We start from the raw sequence: 25,274 nt of genomic DNA, 5'->3' as shown, positions 1-25,274 counted from the left end.
TCGCGCGAGCGCGTCATCCCGGGGTTGACACATCGCCTACCGCACGCCATGCTCAGCGACGTGAAGCGTCAACTCGGGGATGACACGCCTCCGTGGAGCGAGGTCCTCGCCCACCGCAATCCCGACGACCTGGAGCTGACGGTCGCTCGGTTCGAGCTCGCGCGAGTTCCCGCGAACCTCGTCAGCGCGACCTTGGGAGACCTCGGCGACGCCTTATTCACCGCCTGTCGATCGGGCGAAGCGGATTGGGCGCGGGAGTTCGGCGGCAGCGTGGCGGTTGCCTTGCTTGCCGCGGAAGTGTCGGCCCTCGCGGCCCACCTCAACTCCCGGGCGGCATCGGTGCGAGCCGCCGCTGTCGAGCTCCTCCTGGACGACTTCAGTGCCGTCTCGGTCGCCGAGGAGCTGGGCGTCTCCCGACAGAAGGTCTACGACATCGCGCGGGCGTCGCACCGCACCGCCACCTACATCCCACTCGTCCCTTGGAGGAGCCATGAGCGCCATGTCTGAGCGAGTCTCGTTGCCCGACCCGAGCGCCCAGCGGCTGCTCCATCCTGCAGACGTCGCCCAGGCCCACCCTGCATACGTCCGGGGCTGGGTCATGTCCGTCCTCGCGGCGCCCGAGGTGCTTACCTTGGTGGCGGCGCTGGCTTGGGTCCTCTCCGGATCTTGGATCACTGCAGCGCTCGCAGTGCTGAGCACGGGCGTCGTCGCCGAGCTGGCGCGACGCCACCTGATGAGCGAGGCCTGGGCGCACATCCCGCGCAAGCGTCAGGACCGCACCCGGGACACCCCGGCGCCGTACGCACTCGTCGAGGCAGTCATCCGGCCCGCTGCCATGGCGGCGGGCGTGGTGCTGGCGCTGATAGGCCTGACGGACCACGCTGCCGGCGTCCGCTCGTGGGCGCTCGGGTCAGCGGCCGGCGTGGGACTGGCACTGGTCGGGGTGCCACTCCTGCGCTGGGTGCGGGCACGATCCTCGACCGCCGCGCTCGAGACCGCAGCCGCTCTCGTTCTCACCGCCGCTGCGTCCGCGGCGACCCCGTTTGCGAGCTGGGTCCCTGAGCCGCTCGACCCGGTCGCCTTCCTGATGGGACTCGGCGTTCTCGTCGGGGTGTACGCCACATGGCTGGCCCGGGGTCGATCAGACAGCGCGTGAGGCGGCGACCTCGACGAGCAGGTCTGTGAGTCGATCCGGGACGCTCAGCATCGGCCAGTGGCCCGCATCCAGGTGACGAACGTCCCAGCCGTGCTCGCGACGGAGCTTCTCGAGGTGAGGTTCGGTGTGTGCTCGGGCGATGACGGTCGAGGTGTGGTCGGCGATGGCGCTGGACAGCTCGGCGGGCTCGGCGATCGTCCGCGCCGGGTGCGGCAACAGTCTGGTGACCAGCCACTGGACGTGAGCGCTAGTGAGGTCAGGCTCCTGAGCGATGGCTGCGGCGGGCGGGGGTGGCCACCAGCCGTCGTTCGCCCGTATGTCCCCCAGCTCCAGGGCTTTCTGCTCTGCGCCGAAGGCATCGAGGAGTGACTCGCCGTCACGAGCCAGGAAGCCTTCGACGTACACGGTGCGGACGACGTGGCGTGGCGCCTGGTCGGTGACCATCCCTGCGACCAGTCCTGAGTACGAGTGTCCGACCACGATGATGTCGGTGAGGTCGTGTCGAGCGATGGTGCTCAGTGTGTCGTCGACGTGGGTCTGCAGGGTGACGGTGTCCACGTCCACGTCACCTCGTGGCTGCAGCCCGGAGAACGACACGGTGAGCACCCGGTGGCCGCGTCGGATGAGACGTGTGTGGACGGGCTCCCAGGCCCATGGGCCGGACCAGGCGCCGGGCAGGAGCACGAAGGTGCTGCGCTCGGCGTCGGTCGCATGGCGGGTGGCGATGGTCATGGTTGGCTCCTCTGGTCGATTTCGGTGGGGTCGTGCTGGGAACTGATGGCGCGCGGCGCTCGCCCTGGCGGGACGCGTGATCGATCGGGTGCCGGGCGGGACGCTCGCCGGATGACCACGACAGCGACAGTCGCGGCGACAGCACACAGCGCGGAAGCGGACAGGGATGCGGCTTGCAGAGCGTCGACGAAGGCGGCGTCGGCCGCGCGGAGCACGTCTTCGGGCACGGACGCGGTGAGGCCGGCCGCCCCAGCGCGGGAGTCGGTGACCGTGGCCGTCGATGACGCCGAGAGGCTCGCAGGCAGCGCGTCGGACACTCGAGCGCGGTAGACCGCCGTACCCAGGCTGCCGAGCAGCGCGACGCCCAGGGCGCCCCCGAGCTCGCTCCCGGTTTCCGTGACCGCCGAGGCTGCGCCGGCGCGCTCGATCGGCGCGGCACCGATGATGCTGTCGGTCGCGATGGTGCCTGCCGCGCCGGCTCCGAGCCCCACCAAAGTCGAGCCCGCGATGAGGGAGGTGAAGTCGTCCGCCCTCAGCATCGCAGCCATGGCCAGCCCGAGGCCGGCCAGTCCCAGGGCACCCGCCAGGAGTGGCAGCGGGCTCAGCCGTTCGAGGAGCGCGGGCGCCGACATCGATCCGGCAATCGTCGCAACCATGACTGGCAGCGTCCACACACCAGCCTCAAGTGGTCCTCGTTGCGCCACCAGTTGCAGCAGTTGGGCCATGTAGAACAGCAGCCCCGCTACGACAAAGGCGCTGAGGACGATCGCCACCAGGCACACCGCGAAGCCGGAGGTTCGAAACAGCGAAAGGTCCACGAGGGGATGCGAAGCGGTCTTCTGCTGCCGAATGAAGGCACCACCGACCGCGGCGCCCGCGGCCAGGCTGACGACCGCGACGACGTCGAGACCTTCACTGACCGCCGTCTTCAAGGCGTACGTCACGAGCAAGATGGCGACGAGAGACATCACGGCTCCGCGGAGATCGAGCTGCGCCCGTCGCCGGGCCGGTGGCGCTGGCAGCACGGCGGCTCCGCCGACCAGGAGCACCGCCATGACCGGCACGTTCAACAGGAAGGCCGAGCCCCACCAGAAGTGCTCCAGCAGTGCACCGCCGACCAGTGGACCTACTGCGGCGCCGGCCGCGAAGCAGCTCATCCACACCCCGACGGCCTGTCTGCGCTGTCGCTCCTGACGGAACATCGAGCGCAGGATGGCCATGGAGGAAGGGGCCAGCGTCGCGCCAGCCACGCCGAGGATCGCCCGCGCGGTGATCAGGGCCTCAGGAGTGGACGCGAACGCGGCGAGGAGCGACGCTGCGGCGAAGGCCGTCGCGCCGAGCATGAGCAGTCGGCGCGGTCCGGCACGGTCGCTGACCGCACCCATGGTGAGCAACGAACCCGCGATGACAAACCCGTAGATGTCGCTGATCCAGAGCAGCTGGCCGGCCGTGGGTGTGAGCGACACGGTCAACGACGGCACCGCCAGGAACAGGATGGACACGTCCATCGTCACCACCAGAGCCGGCAGTGACACAACCGCCAGCCCGACCCACTCGCGCCACCCCGCGGCATCTTCGGATTCGTCACGGGAGGTCGTAGAACGTTCACGTGCGCCAGTCACGATGGAGATCCCCCACGCCAGTAAGTTCCTTCAAGAGATGGACCCGACCGTAGGCGTATGCTGTGAGTTCCGTCAAGGAACTGACCGTCCGGAGGACCCATGCATCGCACCGACTTCTCGCTGATGGAGTGCTCGATCGCGCGCAGCCTGCCGGTGGTGGCGGAGCCGTGGTCGGTGCTCGTGCTGCGTGACGTGCACGTCGGGATCAGACGTTTCGAGGAGCTTCGGCAGGACTTGGGGGTGTCGCGAAAGGTGTTGGCTGAGCGACTGCGGCACCTGGTCGAGCTGGGACTGCTCGAAGCCGTGGCCTACTCCGAGCGCCCGCCGCGTCACGAGTACGTCCTCACCGAGAAGGGGGCGGACTTCATCGACGTCCTCCTCGCGATCGCGGCATGGGGTGATCGGTGGACCGCCGGCGAGGCAGGCCCCCCGACGCTGTACCGGCACCACGCCTGCGGTCAGGTGACGCACGTGGAACCCCACTGCGCGGCCTGCGGCGAGGTCATGCGTGCCGGCGACATCGACGTCGAGACCGGCCCGGGTGCCGAGGCCCCGGTCTTGTCCTGAGCTTGCTCGACATCACTCCCCCGCCGTCGACGAGACCTACTATTCCTCCGATGCCAGCACGTGTACCGAAGCAGAAGGTCGTCTGCTACGTCGTCCGAGACCGTCGGCTTCTGGTGTTCCGACACCTGGACGAGCCTTGGGACGAGTCAGGGCTGCAGGTTCCTGCGGGCAGCATTCGGCCGGGCGAGCCACCCGCAGCCGCGGCTCTACGCGAGGCAGCGGAGGAAACGGGACTGGACGGATTGCGCGTGACGCGCAAGGTGGGCGAGACCACGTACGACATGGCTCCGTACCGGTGGGAGACGCATCATCGACACGTCTTCATCCTCGAGGTGGACGGTCCGGTTCCGGAGCGGTGGGTGAGCAGCGAGGACGACCCTGACGACGGGAGCGACCCCAAGCGGTTCGAGTGCTATTGGATTCCCTTGACCCAGGGGCACGCCCTTGCTGGCGGTCAAGGTGCCCTGCTCGGCGAGGTGTAGCAACTCCAAAGGTCGAGAGGCACTTTTCAGGCGAAGGCGCGATGCACGCATGGTTCGTGCCAAGTGCACGGGTCGAAGATGCGGTGACCGGACGCAAGGTCAGTGCCATGCTCACTCACGAGAACGTCCACAACAATCCCCGGCCGGCGCGACCTCTCCCGACCAGACCAGCACCTCTGCCCCGCCCCACCAGCCCGCGCGCCGTCGACGCCCGCATCGACAACGCCACTCCCCCGTCAGTGCGCACGCCGTCCCCCACAGCCCAGGAGCTCGGACCCGTGGGCGGGGGTCGCTCATGAGGGCCGCCGCAGCTGCCAGGTTCTTGGCGCACTACGTCGAGATGGTCGTCGCGATGGCGGCGGGGATGCTCGTCCTGCACCCGGCCTGGACGTTGGCCATCGCCGGCACGGCTCCGACGAGTGTCCTTCGGTCGGTCGAGGTCGACACCATCGTGATGGCCACGGCGATGTCGGTACCGATGGTGGCCTGGATGCGGTACCGGGGACACGGCTGGGCGCCTGCATGGGAGATGAGCCTGGCCATGTACGCCGGGTTCATCGTGCTCTACCCGTTGCACTGGGCAGGCGTCGTGAACGACGCCGCGGTGATGTCATACGGGCATGTGCTGATGCTCGGCTTCATGCTGCTGGCCATGCTCTTGCGTCGCCACGAGTACACCACCGCGCATCACGACCACCACCGGACGAGCCTCGAGAAGATCAGGGATCCCGCCTCGACAAGGTTGTCGTCGTGACGACTCCCGACCACGTCACGACCGACACTGGACCAGTCCACGCGTCCGCGCGACGGGCCGCTTGGGGCCACTGGCCCAGCATCGTGGGTCTTCTCGTCGCCGCATGGCAGATCGTGGTCGGCGTGAACACCGAGGGCACCGCGATCACGGTCGCAGCAGCGGCGTCCTGCTACCTGGCCGCCGCCGCCCTGGACCGGCGGTGGGTCGCCTGGGCCGGGATCATCGCGAGCAGCGTGGCCGTCACCGTGACCGAGCTCGCTGGCGTCCCCTGGTGGTGGGGCCTCGCCGGATACGTGGGCGTCATGGTCGTCGTTGGGCTGGCCCTCGGCTCACCCCGTCGGATGCTGTCCGAGCAGAGCCTGGCGATGCTTGGCTTCGGCGGTCTGGCTGTCGTCGCATTGCTGATTGCACCGCGGGTCGGACTCGCCCTGGCGGGACTCGTACTGCTCAGCCACGCACTGTGGGACTACCGGCACTGGCGCCGCAACGACGTCGTCCCCCGTTCGATGGCCGAGTTCTGCATCCTCCTAGACGTGCCCCTCGGTGCTGCAGCGCTCATCGTCGCGGTCGCCGGATGACACCAGGACCGACCGCACCACCCCTGTGGCCCCTCCCGGTCTGGTGCGGTCGGTCACCGGACGCTGCACCACGTGCTACCTGATCCACCCGTGAGCTCGGGCGATCGCAATGGCCTGCCCCTTCGACTGGGCGCCCAGCTTCGCGGTCGCGGCCGCGACGTAGTTGCGCACGGTCCCTCCAGCGAGGTTCGTACGACGCGCGATCACCGCGGTGGGGAGGTCGAGCGCAGCGAGGCGCAACACCTCTAGCTCCCGCTCGGACAGGGGGTTGGGCGGTGCGGTGATCGCGTCGGCGGCCAGCGCGGGGTCGACGTAACGCTCGCCGTGCCGCACATCCCGGATGACCTCGGCGAGGGTGCCAGCCGGTGCGCCCTTGGCCACGAACGCAGAGGCACCGGCCTCGAGGGCGTCGCGGAGGTGGGCGGGGCGCCCGCGGCCGCTCAACAGCACCACCGCGCAGTCAGGCACCGAGCGACGCAGCTCCGCCGCTGTGGCGATCCCGTCCGGCCCGGGCATCTCGAGGTCCAGGACGACGACGTGGGGACGATGGCGACGAGCCTGGTCGATGGCCTCCCGGCCGTCAGCGGCCTGCGCCACCACCTCGAGGTCGGCCTCGAGCGACAGCAGCGCCGCGAGGGCTGCACGGATGGTCGTCTCGTCGTCAGCGACGATGACTCTCAGCGTTTCACTCATGACCCACCAGACCCCCGTCAGGCACCACGGCGGGCACCGAGACGTCGATCGTGAACGAGTCCGCGCGGCGATGGACGGCGAAGGTGCCCCCGACGCCGATCACGCGCTCACGCAGACCGTTCAGACCGGAGCTCGAGGGGCTGGCGCCCGACGACGTCGAACCCGTCCGGGTCGAACCCGTCCGGGTCGAACCCGTCCGGGTCGGTCCGTGCGGCGACCGGCCCGCGCGGGGTCGATCGTTGGTCACCTCGAGCCGCACACGATCCCCGTCCGAGCGCAGGACGATTCGACACCGCTGAGCATCGCTGTGCCGCAGCACGTTGGTCGTCGCCTCCTTCACCGCCATCGTGAGTGCACGCAGCGTTGGGGCCGAGCCGTCAACGTCGCTGGCCTCGACGTCGGTGTGCAGCCCGGCGGCGGCGAGGATGCGCGCCATCTGGTCCACCTCGGACCGCACGTCGAGGTCCTGCCGCCGCGGCGCGAGCGCACCTCGGAGGCGACCGAGCGCCGACTCGGCAATGGCGCGGACCTCCTCGGCCTCACGGGCCGAGGACGCGGGGTCGGCGTCGGCGGTGCGGGCTGCCAGCTCGGACTTCAGCGCGATGACCGTGAGGTCGTGCCCGAGGATGTCGTGTACGTCGCGTCCGAACCGGTTTCGCTCATCGGCGGCCACTGCCCGCGCTTCGACCCTCTGGGTCGCCTCGGCACGCACCAGCAGCTCCCACAACCACACCGGCGCACGGTTCACCAGCGCGAGTCCAACACCCACGCTCAGTGTCACGGCGGCGTACTGGAACACCTCCCCGTCGAACACCATCGCCACCAGCACACTCGTCACCAGTGCCGCCAGGGAGGCCACCGTCGCCCAGGACCAGGACCACATCAGTGGCGCCGTCCCGATCACGCTCGCCGCCAGCCACGCCCACGTGGCCCACTGGTCCGCAGCTACCGGCGCGACCATCGGAACACTCAGGACCGCCGCTGCCACGAACAGCAGCTGCCGGCGGCGGTGCGTCCGGGTGGTTGCCCACGGGGTCACCGCCGACCACATCACCAGCACCTGCGCGCCGAAGAAGGCAGCCACTCCCACGACACCGCTGACCCGCAGGACCGTGGCACCCTCCCGGCCCACACCGACCAATGGCAGCAGCACGACACTCAGGACGGAGGAGAGGAGCCAGACCACCGTCAGCAGCCGCGCCCGCGTCAGCGTGCGGCTGGGCGGGAAGGTCTCGGCCAGACTCATGGTCATCATCACCCCGACGCGGTCGGCGTTGCCGCGGCGCCGCGACGACGCGTACGGCGTGTGCCCGGAACCAGGACGGGACGCATGAGTACAAGATCGCGCTGGTGCTGCCGGACGAGCGCGACGTCGATGCTGTCCACCTGGCACGCGAGCCGGACGTCGTCAGCGTGAACGCCCGGGAACGCTGCATCGAGGCCCGCGGCGAGGTCCTGGGCAGCCTGGGAAGCGCGTACGCGTTCGACCAGCGCTCGCTGGTCGACCTGGTTCCCCAGTAGCCGTGCTCTGATCAGCTCGGCGCACGCAACGTCCTCGTCAGCTGTCCCTGAGGCGCCGGTCACGACCAGGTGCACTCGTCTCGGACCAGCCTCGCGGACCACCGCAGCGGTGGCCGATGCGTTGACGAGGCTGCCCGCTAGCACAAGTGGGACCCCCGCAAGTGCTAAGACGCCGCGAGTGCCGTTTGCCGTCGTCTGCACGACGTCGTGATCAGTGAGGTCGAGTTGGGCCACTCGCCCTGGGGAGTTCACCAGCCCGAACCCGGGGGCAGGCGGACCATCCTTCAAAGCGACCACGACGGGACGAGTTGCGCGCAGCCGCCGTGCTGTCGCGAGCGCGTTCGCTTCGTCCGTCGCAAGCCAAACAGTCCGCGCACCGTGGACGTAGAGCATGGGGGTGACCGTGAAGGCGCGAAGCACATCGATGACCACCGCGGCGTCCGCGGCAGATGTCATCGCCTCACCGGTCCCGATGATGCGCACGACGGGGTTCATCCGCCGTCACGCGTCGGATCTGCACCAGCAGCGAAGGCCGCGGCCTGACTGTGCAACCGGGTCGCTCCGAGACCCTCGGCCCACCGGCCCACCTCTGAGCCGAGAAGTCTCGCGCCTGCTTCGTCGCCGCGCTCACGAGCCAGCTGCGCCAGCAAGATCAACTGGTTGAGCATCGCGAGGGCGCTGCCTGAGCGTGCCGCGTGGAAGGCCGAGGCCTCCCACTCCTCCCGTGCAACGTCCATCTCGCCGCCATCGTGGGAGTGGTCGCCCAGGTGCCGCAGCACCTCGTAGACAAGGTAGTCATCACCCGCAGCAAGAGCGGGCGCCAACGCCGACCGGTACAACGCAGGCGCCACGTCCCGCACGCCGTAGAGGTTGTCGAACACTGTGCCAAGCATGAAGTCGGCCCACGCGCGCCGTCCCTCGTCAGGAGCGGTGCTACGCAGGTGATCGATCGCCTCGCGCAACCGCTCGACCGTCGCCGGGTCCCGGCCCTCATCACTACCCAGCCGTGTGCCGGGCGTGAACAAGGCATCGTAGAGGTCAGCGCGCACCTGCAGCAGCCCGACGTCCCACGCCAGCACGAGGTCCTCAGAACGCGCCACGGCCGCGCGAGCTCGCAGGAGCCCGGCACGAGGCCCACGAGTACCCGTCAAGTAGCTGCGGCCAATCTCGACCTGGGCACGCGCGAGGAGCACGCGCGCATCCTGACTGCCGGCTGGTAGCAAGGCCAACGCCGCGTCGCTCGCCCCAGCCCGCGCCAAGCGAGCAGCCGCGCTGACTACAGCGTCGACCGGGATCTCGATCAGTTCGACGCCCATGCCGTCCTCATCCCCCAACTGCCATATCGACTCTCCGTATGCGAGCACATCGAAGTCCGAACGCGACCCACGCCAAACAGCACCCTCGCCAATAACCCGAACTTCACTGTACAGTTTAACGCGGCCAGATGGCATGTGTGTGAATCAACAGACACTGCCCGGCGCTGCCGAGCGTGGCGACGCAAGGGCACGAGCAAGAGGCAGGAACGCGTGTTTCCGAAGCAACCGACCACGGTCCGCTCCCCCGGTCTCATCCTTCCCCACCACACAGCCAGGCTCAGCCTGCGTGGCTACACGGTCGACGACGTCGACGACTCGCTGGCCTACTACGCCCGCCCCACCGTGGTCGCCCACGTCCCATGGGGGCCGTGGACCCGTGCGGAAGCAGAGAGGCGCATCGCTGAACGGGTCAAGCGGACACAGCTCGACGGACCAGGGTCCGCGCTGTCGCTCGTAGTGGAGCGGCAGGGCCGTCTCATCGGAGACGTGGTGCTCTGGCCGGTCGACGAGACCATGTCGCGCGGAGAGACGGGCTGGGCATTCAACCCCGAGGCCGGCGGGCGCGGCTTCGCGACCGAAGCGGTTCACGCGCTCATGCGAATTGCGTTCGAGACCTACGGGATGCACCGGGTGCTGGCACGCGTCGACCCCCGCAACAGGGCGAGTCTGCGCCTGTGCGAGCGAGTCGGAATGCGGCGCGAGGGGCACCTCAGGCAGAACGCGTTCATCAAGGACGAGTGGGTCGACTCTGTGGTGTTCGGAGCTCTGGCGGCTGAGTGGCTCCACCCGAGCGATCTTGATGAATGGGACACCACCGCATGACGCGAGCGCCTCGGCCCAGACGGTGGCCCGAGCCGAAGTCGGTGGAGGGTGATCTGCGGATCGTCCCGTTGTCGAGTCACCTCCTCGACCTGGACCTGGCGGCGTACCGTGCCAGCTCCCAGGCGATCCACGCCCACAGCGCAGGCCGATGGCCCGCGGATCTCGGCCGCGACGGGGCCCGCCGGCTCATGGCAGTCCACGAGGCCGAGCACGTGGACGGCACTGCGTACGCATATGCAGTGCTGGACCACGACGGTGAGCGCGAGCTCGGCTGTGTCTACCTGCGCCCACTCGGGGAGTACCTCGAGCGCACCGGAACGCACGTGCACGTCAGCCGGATTGACCCGGAGCGGACCGCGATCGTGACCTTCTGGCTGATCGACGACCAGGACCTGCGCCCCTCAACGGCTGAGATCCTCCGCTGCATCCGGCAATGGGTCACGCGGTGGCGCGCTGCCGACCCGGTGTACCGATGCCTGCCCGCGGAGGTGTCGACCCTCGCCGCGCTCGAGGCGGCGAGCGACCTGCGGCCGATCACCATGACAGGTCAGGAGCTGCCGTACCTGTGGTGCGTGGACGAGCAACCGGACCACCTGTCCTGACATCCTGATCAAGGTCCGGTGGCCGCGCGTGCTCAGGAGGCGTCGTCGGTGACGCCTCCGAGGGCGGTGTGGGCGGTGGGTCGCCGCGCCTCGCGCAACTGCGTCGGAGTCTCGCCGCTGAAACGCCGGAACTCGCGGATCAAGTGGCTCTGGTCGGCATAGCCGTAGGCCGCTGCGACGTCGGCGATCGACGCGCGGTGGAGCGCTTGCGCTGCCCACTCGAAGCGCACCACGGCTGCGGCGACCTTCGGGGTCGCGCCGATCGTCTGCTTGAACCGGGACGACACGTGCCGGTGACTCAGCCCCGTCTCCCGCACCAGCGCCGAGATGCGCGCGGTTCCACGACTGCGGTCGATCTGGTGCCACATCCAGGCCACCATCGGATCGGCGGACTCAGAGCCCGCGAGGCGTTGCAGCAGCGCACGATCCATCACCTCGAAGCGACGGTCCCAGCTGCGTGCAGCCCAGAGGCGCTCCCGGAACCCCTCGTCGAAGGCGGGGATGACGTCGGCGAGGTCCACCACGGAACAGGCGATGGAAGCCGCGGGTGCGTCGAGCAGGCGCGCCGCGCCGAGCGGAGTCAGGTAGACCTGCAGGCAGTGCTGGCTGCTGGCGAAGGCGGTGGTCGCGTGCCCGGGCATCAAGCCGACGACGAAGGACTCCTTCGGCCCCAGCCCCGTGCCGTGAGAAAGGTCGAGGATCTCCAGTCGAGGACCGAAGGACACGACCAGCGGGATCAGGCTCCCCGCCGGTTGACGCCGCACCACTCGTCGCGTGGTGTCTTCGCGGTAGCCCACCATCCCAGCGACCATCCCGCGCAGGCCGGGATGCGCCGGGTGTCTCACGAGCACCGGACCGGGCTCTCGCCCTGCCACGTCGCGCACGCCGCCCCCTTCCCACCGCTCGGAACGGTCGACACGTCGTCCCGGTCAATTTCGTACAAGGCGAACCCCGTCGGCGAGCGCGAGGGTATGCCCCGAAAGGAGTACACACCATGCGCAAGCTGATCGCGATCGAGTTCCTGTCCGTCGACGGAGTCATGCAGGGCCTGGGATCGCCCGACGAGGACCGCTCTGGAGGGTTCAAGCACGGCGGGTGGGGAGCCCGCTTCGCCGACGCCATTCACACCACGAACGGACGCAACGGGCTGGCAGGAACGAGCACCTACCTCTTCGGTCGTCGGACCTACGAGAAGATGGCCGCATTCTGGCCCCACCAACCCGACACCAACCTCATGGCCGCGCACCTCAACGCCACCCCCAAGCACGTGGCCAGCTCGACGCTCGACTACAACGACGTCACCTGGGACAACACCACCGTGATGACGGGCGACCTCGCCTCGAACGTCAGACGCCTCAAGTCCGCCGGCACCGGAGACCTAGTCATCCTCGGCAGTGGCGTCTTGGTCCGCCACCTGCTCCAACAGAACCTGATCGACGGCCTCCGCCTCTTCGTCCATCCCCTGGTGCTTGGATCCGGGACGCGACTCTTCGGCGAGCTCCCCTCGCCCCTGTCGCTGAAGCTGACCGGCTGCGACACGACCTCCCTTGGCAGCATCGTCCTCACCTACGACATCGACCACGACGGTGACGCGTGACTGCCCGCCATGCCGGAGGGCGGAACACGGCTGAACTGTGACAAACACCCGGTGCGCAAGTGCGCCCTAGCGCCACACAGTCATCTCCGAACTGGTGGCCGAGGAACGAGCCCGTGCCTCACCAGCCGATCCGACGTGCCCGTACAGGAGAACACATGACCGACCATCACCATCCGCGCGTGGGCTCGCGACGTCGCCGCCGCGGATGGATGGCCGTGCTGGTGTCGCTGAGCGTGTCCCTCGCCGGATGCACCTCCGAACGGCCCTCGACGCCGACAAACGACCGCGCGTGGGTTCGCGGCACAGTGCCGCAGCACCCCGGGCTCCCGGGCCGAAGCGTCTTCCGCGACGCCACCTGGTGTGACGACGCCTGGTGGCTGGTGGGTGCGGTCTACCTGGACGAGCCATCGCAGACGCGAGACACACGCCCAGCCGCCTGGTCATCGACGGACGACGTCCGGTGGGTGCCCGTCACCATCAACACCACGACCTACTGGGGACACCGAGCGATCCTCAACTCGATTGCCTGCTCCCGCAACCGGATTGCGGTCGTGGGAGCACGATCTGGAGGCGCCCACGGCAACCCACGTGTCACCACCTTCAAGCAGCACAGCGACCGGTCACTGGTGGACGTTCCTGCGGTGTTCACCCAGTACGGCGGTGTCACAGCCACGGGCGTCGGACCCATCACGGGTGGCCCCGAAGGCTGGCTGATCGCCGGCAACCGGCTCTCCGGCCCCAGCGTCTGGGTCACTGACGATGCCAGCGCCTTCACCAAGGTCGAGGGCGAGCCCGCGCTGACGGGTCCCACCGGCTACGAGGCCATCGCCCAGTCGGGCGTCTGGGACGCCAGAGGGTGGACCCTGGTCGGCGGCGGAGCACAGCGCGGGTCGATGGCAGACCGGGACCCGGCCGTCTGGACCTCCTCCGACGGGCTGAGGTGGGCGCCCGAGGACGTGCCGTCGAGCTCCACGCCCGAGGACATGCACCGGGCAGTGCTGCTGGCCGACGGCCACCTTCAGGCCGTCGGCCTCGCGGGAGATGGCTTCGCGTCGTGGACACGCACGGACGACGGTTGGCAGCCTGCGGTCGAGTTCGGTCGCGTCGCCGGCTCTTGGCGAGGAACGCCGTACGTCGCCTCGACGGCCATCACGAAGGACGAACTCCTCGCCACCGTCAGCACCGGCGACACCTACGAACTGTGGAGCACCCCTCTCGGCGAGTCGGCCTGGCGCAGGCTCCCCGCCCCCATGCACCCAACCACCGCGAGCGATCACACCCTGATCGCGGCAACGAACGGTGACCGCGTCCTGCTCGTCGGCGATGACGGCACTAGGAGCGGCGTATGGACGAGCGAATCGCGCGGTTGACGGTCCCGAGCGACAGCCGCACCTAGGATCAGGCTGATGGGGTTCGAGGAGCGCCTGGAAGGCCACCGTGTCGACCTGACCGGATACTGCTACCGCATGCTCGCCGATCTCGGCGAGGCCGAGGACGCCGTCCAGGAGACGATGATCCGCGCCTGGCGGAAAGCCGACAGCTTCGACGAACGCAAGGCCGCGCTGCGTACCTGGTTGTACCGGATAGCGAGCAACGTCTGCATCGACATGCTGCGCAGCAGCCAGCGCCGTGGCTTGGCCATGGACCTGACGTCGGCCTCTACACCAGGACCGGACCCGGGCTCGGCCGTCAACCTCTCGCGCTTCGTTCTACCGGTGCCGGACCATCGCGTTCTACCCGATGATGGCGACCCCGCGGAACTTGCCGTGCAGCGAGAGACAATTCGGCTCGCCTTCATGGCCGCGCTCCAGCAGCTCCCGCCCCGACAGCGCGCTGTGCTGATCCTCAGGCAGGTCGTGGGCTGGTCCGCCGCGGAGGTCGCCGACCTGCTCAACACGAGCCCGACCGCCGTCAACAGCCTTCTCCAGCGCGCGCGGACCACGATGGCTCTCCCCCGCCCCCACGATGCAGACCTCAGCCCACATGACGAGTCGTTGCTGTCCCGCTACGTAGAGGCGTTCACCACACACGACATCGCGGCTCTGGTCACGCTCCTGCATGAGGACGCCACGATGTCGATGCCCCCCTACCTGTGGTGGCTGCAGGGACGGGCGGCGATCCATGAGGCCCTCCTCGGCGGCGCCACTGTGTGCGCCAACGGCCAGTTGGTGCGCACCTCTGCCAACGGGTCGCCGGCCTTCGGTCTCTACCGGGACGGCGAAGCTCTGGGTGTGGCTGTCATCGACCTGCGCGGCACCGGCATCGAACGCATCACCACGTTCTTGGAACCGTCCCTCATGCACACGTTCGGCCTCCCGATGACTCTCGACCAAACGGTGCGTATGTAGTGGCATGACGAACATTGCATCCATGTGGCACGACGAGCGTGGAGCGGGCGAACCCGTCGTGCTGTTGCACGGCGGACTCACCGACAGCCGCTGCTTCGACGGCAATCTCGACCAGCTCGCGTCCAACTTCCGGCTCTACCGTCCAGACCGACGAGGTCACGGGCGCACGCCCGACATGCCTGGCCCGATCACCGTCGAGCTCATGGCGCGAGACACGATCGCCTTTCTGGAGGACGTCGTCGGCGGTCCAGCCAAGCTGGTCGGCTACAGCGCCGGCGGCACCGTGGCGCTGCAGGTTGCTCTCCTCCGTCCTGACCTCGTGGAGAAGCTCGTGCTGGTCAGCGCCGTCTTCGATCCCGACGGGTTGCTCTTCAAGCCATCATCCGGCGGCGAGCTGCCGGAGCAGATTCTCGACGCGTACGGCGAGGTCTCTCCCGATGGGCGAGACCACCTCCACGTGGTGGTGCGCAAGATCGTCGATGCCGTTGCGACCGAGGCGAGCCCGACACCAAGCGAGCTGCTCGGCGTCCCCTGCCCGACACTCGTCCTCGCCGGGGACGACGACCTCGTCACCCTCGAGCACACCATCGCGATGTATCGCGCCCTTCCGCAGGCGCAACTAGCGGTCGTACCCAATGCCAGCCACCTCCTGCTCGTCGAGCACCCTGGCCTCATCAGGGACGTGGTCGCCACCTTCTTGGGCACGCAACCGTCGCCGACCCTCATGCCGATCAGACGGGCACATCCGGCCCAGCATGCCTGAACTGCTGGACTTCACGGCCGCCAGCTGCGCATCACCCCGACCAACACCGGTCGCAGTGATGGCCAGCTTCGTGGGTTACGGGCTGATCATCCGGTTCACGCCAGCGGCGCCCCGGGCCCGGACGTCAGCCATTGCTGGCTCCCGACGAAAAAGCAGCAATGCCTCATGCTGGCCGGCCAACGTGACACTGCCGCTCGGGATGAATCCCAGCCGCTCGTGAAGGGCGATCGTCCCCGCGTTCTCGGGAGCGGCGGCGTAGTAGACGACCTGACCTTCGAGCCGCTCCAACCGTGCTTCGGTCAGCCTGCGGCCTACTCCCCGCCGCCGATACCCTGACGCGACGGTGACACCACTGAGGTACCAGCCACCCGGAGCGGTGCTTCCGCCGGAACTATCGCGGGATGCCACGAATCGCGCTTGGCCGAATCCCACGACGGCCCCATCGGCCTCCGCAACGATGAAGAGGCGTGCAGGGTCAGCGAGGACTTCGGCGAAGCGCGTGTGCCACTCATCGACCGTCCCACCGGCGTGGGTGGCGATGATCGAGGCCGTAGCCGGGAGGTCGTCCGCCGTCGCGTCACGAACACTCAAGTCATCCTGCACGAATGAGGACTCTAACGAGAAGCTATGTCGTGCGTGCATTGTGCGTACCACGCGCACCCCACAACCTCGATTGACGCGACTTTGCGCAGGTCAACGCGCTGGAGCACTAACTACTACGACATCTGAATCACATGCTCCGAGGACGCCCCCGATCTGCTCGTCAGGCGGGGGCGTTCTCGCGTCAGCGCGCTGACGCACCTCTGCGTACGAGTGCCAGCGTCAGTGACCCGCCAGCGCCCGCCGGTCCCCCAGGCGCCGCGCGAGGTACGGCGCCGTGGCGCTCGCCGCAGCCTCGGCGACCTGTGCGGGGGTGCCGATCGCGACCACGGTCCCGCCTTTGTCTCCCCCACCGGGGCCGAGGTCGATGACCCAGTCGGCGGTGGCGATCGTGTCGAGGTCGTGCTCGACCAGGACGACGGTGTTGCCTGCCTCGACGAGCCGGTGCAGCTGGCGCACGAGCAGCGCGATGTCCGCCGGGTGCAGCCCTGCTGTGGGCTCGTCGAGCAGGTAGAGCGCGTGCCCGCGCCGTGCCCGCTGCAGCTCGGTGGCGAGCTTGATGCGCTGGGCCTCACCACCGCTCAGCTCGGTGGCGGGCTGGCCGAGCCGCAGGTAGCCGAGCCCGACCTCGCGCAACGTGTCCAGGCTCCGCGCCGCCGCCGGGACGTCGGCCAGGAAGACCGCGGCCTCGTCGACCGACATCGCCAGTACCTCGGCGACGTTGCGGTCGCGGTAGGTCACCTCGAGCGTCGCGGCGTCGTACCTCGCACCGTGGCAGGTCGGGCACGGCGCGTAGGTGCCGGGCAGGAACATCAGCTCGACCGACACGAATCCCTCGCCCTGGCACGTGTCGCACCGGCCCTCAGCGACGTTGAACGAGAAGCGCCCGGCGCCGTATCCCCGAGCGCGCGCCTCGTCGGTCCCGGCGAAGACCTTGCGCACGGCGTCGAACAGGCCGGTGTACGTCGCCAGGTTGGACCGTGGGGTGCGTCCGATCGGGCGCTGGTCCACGCGCACCAGCCGGTCGAACGCCTCGAGCCCGAACACGTCGTCAACGTCGATCTCGAGCGCGGCGTCGTCGGGATCCTCGGGCGCCAGCCCGAGCCGGTCGCGTACCAGCTCGGCGAGGACCTGGGTCACGAGCGTCGACTTGCCCGAGCCGGACACCCCGGTGACGGCGGTGAGCACACCGAGCGGGAGGTCGACCGATACGTCCTCGAGGTTGTGACGGGTGACTCCGCGCAGGTGCAACCAGCCGTGCGGCTCACGGGGCTCGTGCTCGAGCGGCTCGACGCGACCGAACAGGTAGTCGCCGGTGACCGACCCGGCCACGGCCTCCAGCCCGGCGACCGGTCCGCTGTAGAGCACGCGTCCGCCGCCCTCGCCCGCCCCCGGCCCGATGTCGACGACCCAGTCGGCCCGGCGTACGACGTCGAGGTCGTGCTCGACGACGAACAGCGTGTTGCCCGACGCCTTGAGCCGGTCGAGCACGCCGAGCAACGGCTCGGCGTCGGCGGGGTGCAGCCCGGCCGACGGCTCGTCGAGCACGTAGACGACCCCGAACAGTCCGGAGCGCAGCTGCGTGGCGATCCGCAGCCGCTGTGCCTCGCCGGGCGACAGCGTCGTCGACCCGCGACCCAGGCTGAGGTAGCCGAGCCCGAGGTCGAGCAGCACCTCCAGGCGGGCGACGAGGTCGGTGCAGATCCTGACCGCCGCCTCGGTGGCCCCGTCGTCCACCGTGGCTCCGGCGACGGGACGCAGCAGCGCGACGAGGTCGCCCAGGGCCAACGCGTTCACCTCGGCGATCGAACGACCGGCGAAGGTCACCGCCAGGGACTCCGGCTTGAGCCCGCTGCCGTGGCACACCGTGCACGGCGAGTCGCGCACGAACCGCAGCGCGCGCTCGCGCATCCGCTCGCTCTGCGAGTCGGACAGCACGTGCATGACGTGCTTGCGGGCGCTCCAGAACTTGCCGTAGTAACCGTGGTCGATCCGGTCGCGCTCGGGCTTGATCAGCACCGACGGCTGCTCGTCGGTGAAGAGCAGCCAGTCGCGGTCCTTCCTGGCCAGCCGCTTCCACGGCCGGTCCACATCGATGCCCAGACCGCTGACGATGCTGCGGAGGTTGGCACCCTGCCACGCACCCGGCCACGCAGCGATCGCGCCCTCCCTGATGCTCAACGACGTGTCCGGCACGAGCAGGTCCTCGGCGACGTCGTGCTCGACACCGAGACCTCCGCAGCGCGAGCAGGCGCCGGCGGCGGTGTTGGGCGAGAACGCCTCGGCAGCGAGGTGGGCGGCACCCTCGGGGTAGTCGCCGGCGCGCGAGTAGAGCATGCGCAGCAGGTTGGAGAGCGTCGTGATCGTGCCGACCGTCGAGCGCGAGCTCGGTGCCCCGCGCCGCTGCTGCAGCGCGACGGCCGGCGGGAGACCGGTGATCTCCTGCACGTGCGGCGCCCCGACCTGCTGCAGCAGCCGGCGCGCGTAGGGCGCGACCGACTCGAAGTAGCGACGCTGCGCCTCGGCGTACAGAGTGCCGAAGGCGAGCGACGACTTGCCCGAGCCCGACACCCCGGTGAACGCCACGAACGCGTTGCGCGGGAGGTCGACGTCGACGTCGCGCAGGTTGTGCTCACTGGCTCCGCGGACGTGCACGAAGGGGTCCGTCATGTCGATCATCGTCACTGCCTACCGGGTCGTCGGCCGGTTGTCTTCCCGGCACACCTCAACAGGCGGTGGCGTGGGTCGAGTGAGAGGCGGTCCAGCCGGTACGTGTAGGTCAGGAGGGTGTTGTTGGAGTAAGGCAGGAGGTAGGCGTCTCGCACTTGGCGAGCTTCGGTAGGAGTAGGCATGCTCCAGCAGGCACCGCGGGTGGCGCAGCCGCAAGACCCCTAGTCCTGCTCGGCCGACAGCCTGCCAGGTGGCCCGCGACGCACGAGACGCCAACGGAGACCCCAGCCATCGTCGAGGTAGAGGCTCCGGGAAGCATGTGCGTCATGTTCCAGGACCGCTTTGAGCTGCTCATCGTCTTGTTCTTGTTCATCTACAGCGTGACGGTGACCCTGCTCTTCCTACGCCTGAGCCGACGCAACCGGTAGCAACGCCGCAAAGCGTGGGGCCCGGCTCAGCCGGGCGAGTCCTCGACCGTGATCGACAGCGGCAACTCATCGCGCAGTCGACGAAGCAGCCGAACCTTCCCGGACGAGTCGCCCGTCCACCTCATGCACGCGTCGTACGTTGCACGAGACAGGCCCAGGGAGTCCCAAAGCAGCCATTCATCGCCGATGCAGCCCTCGTGATCCCAGAACGGGCCGCCGTACGGCAGATCACGCAACTCGACGTAGGTGATGCTGTCCACAAAAACGAGGCTACGCGGCGCGGAACGCTTCGCCCCGGCTGTCGAGTCGCTGACTCTGCTCGTGCCAGCCATCGCCCCACAGTGGTCCGGCGCGGCGCGCAGTCGCGGCGGACCGATGCGTGTGCCCTAACCTCGTCGGGTGACGGCATCGCTCACGCGGATCCTGCGGAGGGATGACCGCCCTTGGCTGAGGCACCCTGCCCAGGTCGTCGTCGTCGCCTTCGCGCTGGCGGTCCTGGTCGGCACGGCCCTGTTGATGCTCCCCCGGCTCGCGTGGGAGAAGGGGGCGCCCCGTTCATCGTTGCCCTGTTCACCTCCACCAGCGCCGTGTGTGTCACCGGGCTCGTCGTGGTGGACACGCCGTCGTACTGGTCGACCTTCGGGGAGGTGGTGATCCTCGCTCTGATCCAGGTCGGCGGGTTCGGGATCATGACGCTGGCCTCCCTGCTGGGGTTGCTGGTCTTCCGCCGCCTGGGGCTGCGGTCGCGCCTGACCGCTGCTGCTGAGACCAAGGCAACCGGACTGGGCGACGTCCGGACCGTGGTAAAGGGCGTCGTGGCCATCAGCCTGCTCTTCGAGACCGTCACCGCGGTGCTCCTCACGCTGCGGTTCGCGTGGGGATACGAGGAGGAGTGGGGACGCGCGACCTACCTGGGCGTGTTCCACGCAGTCTCGGCGTTCAACAACGCCGGGTTCGCGCTGTACAGCGACAGCCTGATGGGGTTCGTGTCCGACCCGTGGATCTGCCTGCCGATCGCGTTCGCGGTGATTGCGGGCGGACTGGGATTCCCGGTGTGGCTCGAGCTCTACCGCCGCTTCCACCCCACGTGGGCATGGAGCATGCACACCAAGATGACGCTCGCCGTGACTGCCGGTCTCCTGGTCCTCGGCACGGTCTTCGTGACGGCCAGCGAGTGGACAACCCCGCAACCCTCGGCGCGCTGAGCACCCCCGACCGTCTGCTCGCGGGCTTCTTCCAGGCTGTCATGCCGCGCACCGCCGGCTTCAACAGCCTCGACTACGGCCAGATGGCCGACGGCACACTGCTGGGCACCGAGATGCTCATGTTCATCGGTGGCGGGTCCGCGGGCACTGCGGGCGGCATCAAGGTGACCACGTTCGTCCTGCTGTTCTTCGTGATCTTCGCCGAGGTGCGAGGGGAGGCTGACGTCACGGCCTTCGGCCGGAGGATCGACCCGCGCGCCATCCGCCAGGCGCTCACCGTGGCGCTGCTGGCCCTGGGTGCCGTGGTGGTGTCGACGCTGGTCATCCTGCAGCTGAGCGACGTGGCTACCGAGGACGCCCTCTTCGAAGTGGTGTCCGCCTTCGCCACCGTCGGACTCTCGACAGGCATCACCGCCGACCTACCGGCAGCAGCCCACCTGGTCCTGGCGCTGCTGATGTTCGTCGGACGCCTCGGCCCCATCACTCTCGTGTCCGCGCTCGCGCTGCGGGACCACTCCCGCCTGCACCGTCTCCCGGAAGGAAGGCCACTCATTGGCTAGGAACAACTCCCAAGGCGTGGTCGTGGTCGGGTTGGGCCGGTTCGGCCGCTCCCTGGCTCTCGAGCTCACCAAGGAAGGCGTCGAGGTCCTCGGCGTCGACTCCGATCCCAAGGTCGTGCGCACCCTCGCAGGTCGTCTGACCCACGTGGTCGAGGCCGACTCCACCGACCTGGACGCCATGCGCGAGCTCGGAGTCGCCGAGTTCGACCGCGCCGTCATCGGCGTCGGCACCAACCTCGAGGCGAGCATCCTCTCGGCGTCAGTGGTCCTCGAGCTCGACGTCCGCAACGTCTGGGCCAAGGCGATCAGCAAGTCACACGCCCGGATCCTCAACCAGATCGGCGTCCACCACGTCGTCCGACCCGAGCACGACATGGGCAAACGGGTCGCCCACCTCGTCACCGGCAGGATGATCGAGTACATCGAGTTCGACGACGGCTATGCCTTCGCCAAGACCAGGCCGCCCCGCGCCCTGATGGGTCGCAGCCTGGCCGGCTACGGCGTCAGGCAGGAGTACGGCATCACCATCGTCGGGGTGAAGCCCTACGGCGAGGACTTCACCTACGCCACCCCGAGCACCGTGCTCCGCGAGGGCGCCGAGATCGTCATCTCCGGGCCCAAGGACAAGGTCGAGCAGTTCAGCGCGCTCGGCGACGACAACGGACCCCGGACCGAGCGCCGGAAACCAGGTGCGGCCTGGTGAGCCCCGGGTCGTAGGCGCGCTCGCGGGCTCACCGGGCATGTCGGCGGCGCTTCGCGTCCCTCCTTCGAGGAACTCGCCCGAGAAGGGTGACCCCTCCGGCGACGGTCGGTCCTACGTTCGCGAGGACACGGACCGAGGAGGACGCTGTGACCGACCGACCCGACAGCCTGATCACCTGGGAGGACGACATCGAAGTCGCCGACCCCGCTTGCTGCTCCAGGACCACTGGGGTCGCGCCATGTTGATCCTCGCCATCATCCTGTTCGGCATGGTGGCCGGCGCCCTGGCACAGATGGTGCTCGGCCAGTCGATGCGCGACGTGAACTGGACGATCGCGATCGTGACCGGTCTGCTCGGCTCCTTCGTCGGCGGCCTGCTGGCGAGCCTGCTCGCCGGCGACGGCCTCGAGCTGCGCCCCAGCGGGCTGATCGGCTCGTTCGTCGGGGCCCTGCTGCTCACCCTCGCCTGGGGTTGGTACGACAAGCGCCGGGCCTGAACCCGCTACTGCCGACCGGTCGGCGGCGGCTCGAGGCCGACCGCCGTGCGGAGGAGCTCCGGCCCGTCGTCGGGCAGGTCCGCCCGCAACAGGGTGACCTCCCCGCTGACGATCCGCTGCCGCACCGACGGGACGACGACCGAGAGGTCCTCGACACCGGAGAGCACCAGCAGGGCCGAGGTGCGAGGGACGAGTCGTGCGGTGACCGCGTCGAGCAACGCGGGCTCCACACCGGCTGCGGAGATCCGGTCGACCACGTCCGCAGGAAGCGGATCACCGTTGTGCGAGGCGAGGAGCGCGGTACGGAGCAGGGCGACCAGGACCGACGGCACCCGCGTGCCCACGTCCGCCGGAGGCCACAGGCGCGTGACACGGGGGCGGTGGGCGCCGGGTGCCCAGGACACGACGATGGCGTCGATGACCTCGAGCGCACGCGCCTGCTCCAGCCGCCGGAGCCGCACCGACCCGGCAGTGGCGCCGAGCGGAGTGCCGTAGCACCACACCGTCAGGGTCGGCACGACGACCGGACCCGACGGCGTGGCAGGAACCCGCAGCACTCAGCCGTCCGCGAGGGCCTCACGGATCACGCGCTCCTGCTCGACGCCGGAGCTGCAGGAGATGCATTCGCACAGATGGTCCCTTCGTGTGGCTCGAGCACGACGATCGTCATCCGACGGACGGGGCGGCGACTCCCCCGACACAGGTGATTCCTACCCGTGCCGCGAGCCCACCCCGGCCCTTCCGGCCGGGGACTTTCGCCCCGTGACCACCCGGGGCGACGGGGTGCACGCTGGATCGATGAAGACCGAGGAACTCACCGTGCGTCCGTCCGCCGACGAGCAGCTGAGCGCGCTCGGGCACGCCGTGATCGCCACGGACGTCCAAGGGACGGTCCTGTCGTGGAACGCCGCCGCGGAGCAGCTCTACGGCTGGCCCGCCGCGGAGGCCGTGGGGCGCAACATCACGGAGGTGACCGTGCCGGGGGTGTCGCAACAGGCGGCGGCCGAGATCATGAACGCTCTGCGCGAGGGCCGCTCCTGGTCCGGCGGGTTCACGGTCCAGCGGCGCGGGGGCCAGGTGCTGCACGCGCTTGTCACCGACAGTGGCGTGCACCGCGACGGGGAGCTGATCGGCATCGTCGGCGCCTCGCTCAACCTCGGTGACGCCGTCCGGCACCTGATGGAGCGCTCCAGCGATGCCGCCGTGCTCATCGACGGGCACCAGGTCGTCAGCTATGCCAGCCCGGCGGTCGCGAACCTCTTCGGCTGGCCGGTCGACGAGGTCGTGGGTGCACCCCTGACCGACCGCATCCACCTCGAGGACCACCAGGAGTTCGCGGACCTGCTGGCCGCCGACCCGACCCGCGCCGAGCGGGTCGGCGAGCTGCGCATCCGGACGGACGCCTCGTGGACCTGGGTGGAGGTGGCGGTGACCGACCTCTACACCCAACCCGGGTCGCAGAGCGTGGTCTGCAACATCCGGCGCAGCGAGCGCCTGGCCCGCATCGAGGAGCGCGAACGCCTCCTCGACGCGGTGCACTCCGAGGTGCTCCAGGACCTGTTCGCGGCCGAGCTCGAGCTCGACCGCGCCCTGACGCGCGCGGCACCCCCGATCGCGGCGCGGATCGACGCCGCTCGCGAGGCCGTCGGGCGAGCGATGGCAACCCTGCGCGAGGTCGTCAAACCGTAGCGAGGACCGACCGCCACGCGTCGGCGACCTTCGCAGCGAGGACCTCGACGTCGGGCGTGCTGGTCCCGTCCGCCGTGATGCCGAAGACCAGGTGGTCGCAATAGCTGAGCACCGCGAACCCCAGTCGTACCCGGTCGGCGATCGGCACGACCGGGAGCAGCTGCCGCACCGGTCGGCCGAGGCAGGTCAACGGGGTGCGAGGCCCGGGCACGTTGGTCGTCACGGTCGAGACCTGCTGCTGGGGCACGCGCAGCCCCCAGCGCAGGCCGAGGTCGAGGACCGGGAACGGCAGCAGGCCCGCCAGCGCCTGCAGCACCACCCCCGCCTCGGGCTCGTGCGCCCGGCGCAGCCCGGCCACGCGCTCGTGGACCTGCAGCACGCGCTCGACGGGGTCGTCGATCTCGACCGGCAGCATCGACAACATGAGCGTCACCTGGTTGCCGGGGACGCCGGCCGTGCCGGGTGCTCGTGACGACACCGGCAGCAGGGTGCGCAGGGCGTGCGCGTCCGGCTGCCGTCCGCGCTCGAGCAGCAGCTCGCGCAGGCCACCGCTGATCGCCCCGAGCACGAGGTCGTTCACCGTCACGCCGAGCTCGCGTCGTACGACGGCGGTCTCGGCGATGTCGACCTCGGTCCACGCGTAGCGCCGGGTGCCGTCGAGCGGACCGAGCAGGCCCTCGCGCGTCACCGGCAGCATCGCCGCACCGAGCTCGATGACGCCCCGCGCCGCAGCCACCAGGCTCCGCCCGGTGACGCCGGGCGCGGTCCCGGGCGGTGTCGGCGGCGGCTCGTCCGCGGGAGCCTCCGAGTCGAACACGACGCGGTAGAGGCCCGTGCCGGACACCCCGTCGGCCAGGGTGTGGTGCACGCGGGAGAGCAGCCCCCAGCGCCCGTCGGCGAGCCCCTCGCACAGGGTGACGTCCCAGAGCGGTCGATCGCGCTCCATCCGCTCCGCCATGGAGTCCGCGATCAGCCCGGCGACCGCTGCGCGGCCTCCCGGCGCCGGGACCCGTCGTACGACGACGTGCCGGCGCAGGTCGAGCCCAGCGGTGGCCTGCCACGAGGGAGCACGGAGCCCGAACCGGCCGGGCACCACCCGCTCCTGGTAGCGCGGCACCGTCGGCAGCCGCGAGGCGATGAGCTCGCGGAGGTCCTCGACGCGCGGGGCGGGTCCGTCGAGGACGGCCAGCGAGCCGATGACGAGGCACGCGGTCGGGTCGACGTCCTCGGCCGCGAGGAAGGCGTAGGACAACGGACTCAGGCGTTCCATCGGGACCTCCTCCTGCGGTCCAGTCTGGTGGATCCGCGCGGATGGAACCGCGGTCAAGGGTCCCGGATCGGGCGTGACCTACGGCCCTTCGTCCCCTGCG

28 protein-coding genes and 1 pseudogene are annotated in these 25,274 nt (G+C 69.5%); 17 read left to right on the top strand and 12 right to left on the bottom strand.

Annotated elements, in window-relative coordinates; translation table 11 throughout:
- Nucleotides 1-48 precede the first annotated feature (48 nt).
- On the top strand, nucleotides 49-507 hold the full coding sequence (locus ACNKF0_RS09045) for a hypothetical protein (RefSeq protein WP_416957645.1): 459 nt from the start codon (nucleotides 49-51) through the stop codon (nucleotides 505-507).
- Nucleotides 500-1,156 carry a hypothetical protein gene (locus tag ACNKF0_RS09040; RefSeq protein ID WP_416957643.1) on the top strand — a complete coding sequence of 219 codons (657 nt, stop codon included), beginning with the start codon at nucleotides 500-502 and terminating at the stop codon, nucleotides 1,154-1,156. Before ACNKF0_RS09045 ends, ACNKF0_RS09040 begins: the two co-directional genes overlap by 8 nt.
- Here ACNKF0_RS09040 and ACNKF0_RS09035 read toward each other — a convergent pair.
- Together ACNKF0_RS09035 and ACNKF0_RS09030 are read right to left on the bottom strand one after the other, a co-directional pair.
- The gene (locus ACNKF0_RS09035; protein ID WP_416957641.1) at nucleotides 1,142-1,888 is read right to left on the bottom strand and encodes an alpha/beta fold hydrolase; all 747 of its coding nucleotides are present in this window, start codon (nucleotides 1,886-1,888) and stop codon (nucleotides 1,142-1,144) included. The two genes, ACNKF0_RS09040 and ACNKF0_RS09035, sit on opposite strands and share 15 nt — an antisense overlap.
- A complete protein-coding gene (locus ACNKF0_RS09030) occupies nucleotides 1,885-3,396 on the bottom strand; it encodes an MFS transporter (RefSeq protein WP_416957639.1) in 1,512 nt (503 codons plus the stop codon). The genes ACNKF0_RS09035 and ACNKF0_RS09030 overlap by 4 nt, the downstream gene beginning before the upstream one ends.
- A gap of 270 nt (nucleotides 3,397-3,666) precedes the next feature.
- Here ACNKF0_RS09030 and ACNKF0_RS09025 point away from each other — a divergent pair, with 270 nt between their 5' ends.
- From ACNKF0_RS09025 to ACNKF0_RS09010, 4 genes are all read left to right on the top strand, one after another.
- Nucleotides 3,667-4,077 carry a winged helix-turn-helix transcriptional regulator gene (locus tag ACNKF0_RS09025; protein ID WP_416957637.1) on the top strand — a complete coding sequence of 137 codons (411 nt, stop codon included), beginning with the start codon at nucleotides 3,667-3,669 and terminating at the stop codon, nucleotides 4,075-4,077.
- 50 nt (nucleotides 4,078-4,127) lie between these two features.
- Nucleotides 4,128-4,559, top strand: coding sequence for an NUDIX domain-containing protein (locus tag ACNKF0_RS09020; protein ID WP_416957635.1), 432 nt, complete (start codon nucleotides 4,128-4,130; stop codon nucleotides 4,557-4,559).
- 340 nt (nucleotides 4,560-4,899) lie between these two features.
- Nucleotides 4,900-5,313: a hypothetical protein gene (locus ACNKF0_RS09015; protein WP_416957633.1), complete on the top strand. Its 414-nt coding sequence runs from the start codon at nucleotides 4,900-4,902 to the stop codon at nucleotides 5,311-5,313.
- A complete protein-coding gene (locus ACNKF0_RS09010) occupies nucleotides 5,310-5,891 on the top strand; it encodes a hypothetical protein (protein ID WP_416957631.1) in 582 nt (193 codons plus the stop codon). The genes ACNKF0_RS09015 and ACNKF0_RS09010 overlap by 4 nt, the downstream gene beginning before the upstream one ends.
- Before the next feature lie 75 nt (nucleotides 5,892-5,966).
- Here the strand turns inward: ACNKF0_RS09010 and ACNKF0_RS09005 are convergent, their stop codons facing one another.
- The 4 genes and pseudogenes from ACNKF0_RS09005 to ACNKF0_RS08990 all read right to left on the bottom strand — a co-directional run bounded on the left by ACNKF0_RS09005 (nucleotide 5,967) and on the right by ACNKF0_RS08990 (nucleotide 9,421).
- Nucleotides 5,967-6,584 (bottom strand): response regulator, encoded by a 618-nt coding sequence (locus tag ACNKF0_RS09005; RefSeq protein ID WP_416957629.1) that lies wholly within the window; start codon nucleotides 6,582-6,584, stop codon nucleotides 5,967-5,969.
- A complete protein-coding gene (locus tag ACNKF0_RS09000; protein WP_416957627.1) occupies nucleotides 6,577-7,977 on the bottom strand; it encodes a sensor histidine kinase in 1,401 nt (466 codons plus the stop codon). Before ACNKF0_RS09000 ends, ACNKF0_RS09005 begins: the two co-directional genes overlap by 8 nt.
- 35 nt (nucleotides 7,978-8,012) lie before the next feature.
- Nucleotides 8,013-8,498, bottom strand: a pseudogene (locus tag ACNKF0_RS08995) (2-phosphosulfolactate phosphatase); the annotation flags it as partial.
- A gap of 98 nt (nucleotides 8,499-8,596) precedes the next feature.
- Nucleotides 8,597-9,421, bottom strand: coding sequence for a hypothetical protein (locus tag ACNKF0_RS08990; RefSeq protein WP_416957625.1), 825 nt, complete (start codon nucleotides 9,419-9,421; stop codon nucleotides 8,597-8,599).
- A 210-nt stretch (nucleotides 9,422-9,631) separates the two neighbouring features.
- Here ACNKF0_RS08990 and ACNKF0_RS08985 point away from each other — a divergent pair, with 210 nt between their 5' ends.
- Nucleotides 9,632-10,243, top strand: a complete 612-nt coding sequence (locus ACNKF0_RS08985) for a GNAT family N-acetyltransferase (RefSeq protein WP_416957623.1) — start codon at nucleotides 9,632-9,634, stop codon at nucleotides 10,241-10,243.
- A 68-nt stretch (nucleotides 10,244-10,311) separates the two neighbouring features.
- Nucleotides 10,312-10,845, top strand: a complete 534-nt coding sequence (locus ACNKF0_RS08980; RefSeq protein ID WP_416957621.1) for a hypothetical protein — start codon at nucleotides 10,312-10,314, stop codon at nucleotides 10,843-10,845.
- Between the two features lie 32 nt (nucleotides 10,846-10,877).
- On the opposite strand, the gene ACNKF0_RS08975 is transcribed toward ACNKF0_RS08980, so the two are convergent.
- Nucleotides 10,878-11,729, bottom strand: a complete 852-nt coding sequence (locus ACNKF0_RS08975; protein WP_416957619.1) for a helix-turn-helix domain-containing protein — start codon at nucleotides 11,727-11,729, stop codon at nucleotides 10,878-10,880.
- Nucleotides 11,730-11,839: 110 nt separating this feature from the next.
- Here ACNKF0_RS08975 and ACNKF0_RS08970 point away from each other — a divergent pair, with 110 nt between their 5' ends.
- The 4 genes from ACNKF0_RS08970 to ACNKF0_RS08955 all read left to right on the top strand — a co-directional run bounded on the left by ACNKF0_RS08970 (nucleotide 11,840) and on the right by ACNKF0_RS08955 (nucleotide 15,553).
- On the top strand, nucleotides 11,840-12,442 hold the full coding sequence (locus tag ACNKF0_RS08970; protein WP_416957617.1) for a dihydrofolate reductase family protein: 603 nt from the start codon (nucleotides 11,840-11,842) through the stop codon (nucleotides 12,440-12,442).
- A 464-nt stretch (nucleotides 12,443-12,906) separates the two neighbouring features.
- The gene (locus ACNKF0_RS08965; RefSeq protein ID WP_416957616.1) at nucleotides 12,907-13,812 is read left to right on the top strand and encodes a hypothetical protein; all 906 of its coding nucleotides are present in this window, start codon (nucleotides 12,907-12,909) and stop codon (nucleotides 13,810-13,812) included.
- Nucleotides 13,813-13,848: 36 nt separating this feature from the next.
- Entirely contained in the window at nucleotides 13,849-14,790 is a 942-nt protein-coding gene (locus tag ACNKF0_RS08960; RefSeq protein ID WP_416957614.1) for a sigma-70 family RNA polymerase sigma factor, read from the top strand.
- Between the two features lie 4 nt (nucleotides 14,791-14,794).
- On the top strand, nucleotides 14,795-15,553 hold the full coding sequence (locus ACNKF0_RS08955; protein ID WP_416957612.1) for an alpha/beta fold hydrolase: 759 nt from the start codon (nucleotides 14,795-14,797) through the stop codon (nucleotides 15,551-15,553).
- A 75-nt stretch (nucleotides 15,554-15,628) separates the two neighbouring features.
- Here ACNKF0_RS08955 and ACNKF0_RS08950 read toward each other — a convergent pair whose 3' ends face one another.
- The 3 genes from ACNKF0_RS08950 to ACNKF0_RS08940 all read right to left on the bottom strand — a co-directional run bounded on the left by ACNKF0_RS08950 (nucleotide 15,629) and on the right by ACNKF0_RS08940 (nucleotide 19,511).
- Entirely contained in the window at nucleotides 15,629-16,156 is a 528-nt protein-coding gene (locus ACNKF0_RS08950; RefSeq protein WP_416957608.1) for a GNAT family N-acetyltransferase, read from the bottom strand.
- A 219-nt stretch (nucleotides 16,157-16,375) separates the two neighbouring features.
- Nucleotides 16,376-18,823, bottom strand: coding sequence for an excinuclease ABC subunit UvrA (uvrA, locus tag ACNKF0_RS08945; protein ID WP_416957606.1), 2,448 nt, complete (start codon nucleotides 18,821-18,823; stop codon nucleotides 16,376-16,378).
- 454 nt (nucleotides 18,824-19,277) lie between these two features.
- The gene (locus ACNKF0_RS08940; RefSeq protein ID WP_416957604.1) at nucleotides 19,278-19,511 is read right to left on the bottom strand and encodes a hypothetical protein; all 234 of its coding nucleotides are present in this window, start codon (nucleotides 19,509-19,511) and stop codon (nucleotides 19,278-19,280) included.
- Between the two features lie 273 nt (nucleotides 19,512-19,784).
- Between ACNKF0_RS08940 and ACNKF0_RS08935 the strand changes: the two genes are divergently transcribed.
- The 4 genes from ACNKF0_RS08935 to ACNKF0_RS08920 all read left to right on the top strand — a co-directional run bounded on the left by ACNKF0_RS08935 (nucleotide 19,785) and on the right by ACNKF0_RS08920 (nucleotide 22,215).
- Entirely contained in the window at nucleotides 19,785-20,456 is a 672-nt protein-coding gene (locus tag ACNKF0_RS08935) for a potassium transporter TrkG (RefSeq protein ID WP_416957602.1), read from the top strand.
- A complete protein-coding gene (locus ACNKF0_RS08930) occupies nucleotides 20,426-21,016 on the top strand; it encodes a potassium transporter TrkG (RefSeq protein WP_416957600.1) in 591 nt (196 codons plus the stop codon). Before ACNKF0_RS08935 ends, ACNKF0_RS08930 begins: the two co-directional genes overlap by 31 nt.
- Before the next feature lie 22 nt (nucleotides 21,017-21,038).
- Nucleotides 21,039-21,719: a potassium channel family protein gene (locus ACNKF0_RS08925; RefSeq protein WP_416957598.1), complete on the top strand. Its 681-nt coding sequence runs from the start codon at nucleotides 21,039-21,041 to the stop codon at nucleotides 21,717-21,719.
- A gap of 238 nt (nucleotides 21,720-21,957) precedes the next feature.
- Nucleotides 21,958-22,215, top strand: coding sequence for a GlsB/YeaQ/YmgE family stress response membrane protein (locus ACNKF0_RS08920; RefSeq protein ID WP_416957596.1), 258 nt, complete (start codon nucleotides 21,958-21,960; stop codon nucleotides 22,213-22,215).
- A 5-nt stretch (nucleotides 22,216-22,220) separates the two neighbouring features.
- Here the strand turns inward: ACNKF0_RS08920 and ACNKF0_RS08915 are convergent, their stop codons facing one another.
- On the bottom strand, nucleotides 22,221-22,733 hold the full coding sequence (locus tag ACNKF0_RS08915; RefSeq protein ID WP_416957594.1) for a hypothetical protein: 513 nt from the start codon (nucleotides 22,731-22,733) through the stop codon (nucleotides 22,221-22,223).
- A 280-nt stretch (nucleotides 22,734-23,013) separates the two neighbouring features.
- Between ACNKF0_RS08915 and ACNKF0_RS08910 the strand changes: the two genes are divergently transcribed.
- The gene (locus tag ACNKF0_RS08910; RefSeq protein ID WP_416957592.1) at nucleotides 23,014-23,904 is read left to right on the top strand and encodes a PAS domain-containing protein; all 891 of its coding nucleotides are present in this window, start codon (nucleotides 23,014-23,016) and stop codon (nucleotides 23,902-23,904) included.
- Here ACNKF0_RS08910 and ACNKF0_RS08905 read toward each other — a convergent pair.
- Nucleotides 23,894-25,174: a wax ester/triacylglycerol synthase domain-containing protein gene (locus tag ACNKF0_RS08905; protein WP_416957590.1), complete on the bottom strand. Its 1,281-nt coding sequence runs from the start codon at nucleotides 25,172-25,174 to the stop codon at nucleotides 23,894-23,896. The genes ACNKF0_RS08910 and ACNKF0_RS08905 overlap by 11 nt on opposite strands.
- Nucleotides 25,175-25,274: the final 100 nt, after the last annotated feature.

This window comes from Nocardioides sp. T5 (assembly GCF_048161455.1).
Classification (GTDB): Bacteria; Actinomycetota; Actinomycetes; order Propionibacteriales; family Nocardioidaceae; genus Nocardioides.
This window is presented reverse-complemented; position numbering and strand designations above follow the sequence as displayed.

Coding starts and splice junctions, on each gene's coding strand:
- ACNKF0_RS08960 (WP_416957614.1), top strand. CDS start 13,849: ATGGGGTTCGAGGAGCGCCTGGAAGGCCACCGTGTCGACCTGACCGGA.
- ACNKF0_RS09015 (WP_416957633.1), top strand. CDS start 4,900: ATGGTCGTCGCGATGGCGGCGGGGATGCTCGTCCTGCACCCGGCCTGG.
- ACNKF0_RS09045 (WP_416957645.1), top strand. CDS start 49: ATGCTCAGCGACGTGAAGCGTCAACTCGGGGATGACACGCCTCCGTGG.
- ACNKF0_RS08905 (WP_416957590.1), bottom strand. CDS start 25,174: ATGGAACGCCTGAGTCCGTTGTCCTACGCCTTCCTCGCGGCCGAGGAC.
- ACNKF0_RS09005 (WP_416957629.1), bottom strand. CDS start 6,584: ATGAGTGAAACGCTGAGAGTCATCGTCGCTGACGACGAGACGACCATC.
- uvrA (WP_416957606.1), bottom strand. CDS start 18,823: ATGACGGACCCCTTCGTGCACGTCCGCGGAGCCAGTGAGCACAACCTG.
- ACNKF0_RS08970 (WP_416957617.1), top strand. CDS start 11,840: ATGCGCAAGCTGATCGCGATCGAGTTCCTGTCCGTCGACGGAGTCATG.
- ACNKF0_RS08955 (WP_416957612.1), top strand. CDS start 14,795: ATGACGAACATTGCATCCATGTGGCACGACGAGCGTGGAGCGGGCGAA.
- ACNKF0_RS09035 (WP_416957641.1), bottom strand. CDS start 1,888: ATGACCATCGCCACCCGCCATGCGACCGACGCCGAGCGCAGCACCTTC.
- ACNKF0_RS08920 (WP_416957596.1), top strand. CDS start 21,958: ATGTTGATCCTCGCCATCATCCTGTTCGGCATGGTGGCCGGCGCCCTG.
- ACNKF0_RS08910 (WP_416957592.1), top strand. CDS start 23,014: ATGAAGACCGAGGAACTCACCGTGCGTCCGTCCGCCGACGAGCAGCTG.
- ACNKF0_RS08990 (WP_416957625.1), bottom strand. CDS start 9,421: ATGGGCGTCGAACTGATCGAGATCCCGGTCGACGCTGTAGTCAGCGCG.
- ACNKF0_RS09030 (WP_416957639.1), bottom strand. CDS start 3,396: ATGGACGTGTCCATCCTGTTCCTGGCGGTGCCGTCGTTGACCGTGTCG.
- ACNKF0_RS09040 (WP_416957643.1), top strand. CDS start 500: ATGTCTGAGCGAGTCTCGTTGCCCGACCCGAGCGCCCAGCGGCTGCTC.
- ACNKF0_RS09020 (WP_416957635.1), top strand. CDS start 4,128: ATGCCAGCACGTGTACCGAAGCAGAAGGTCGTCTGCTACGTCGTCCGA.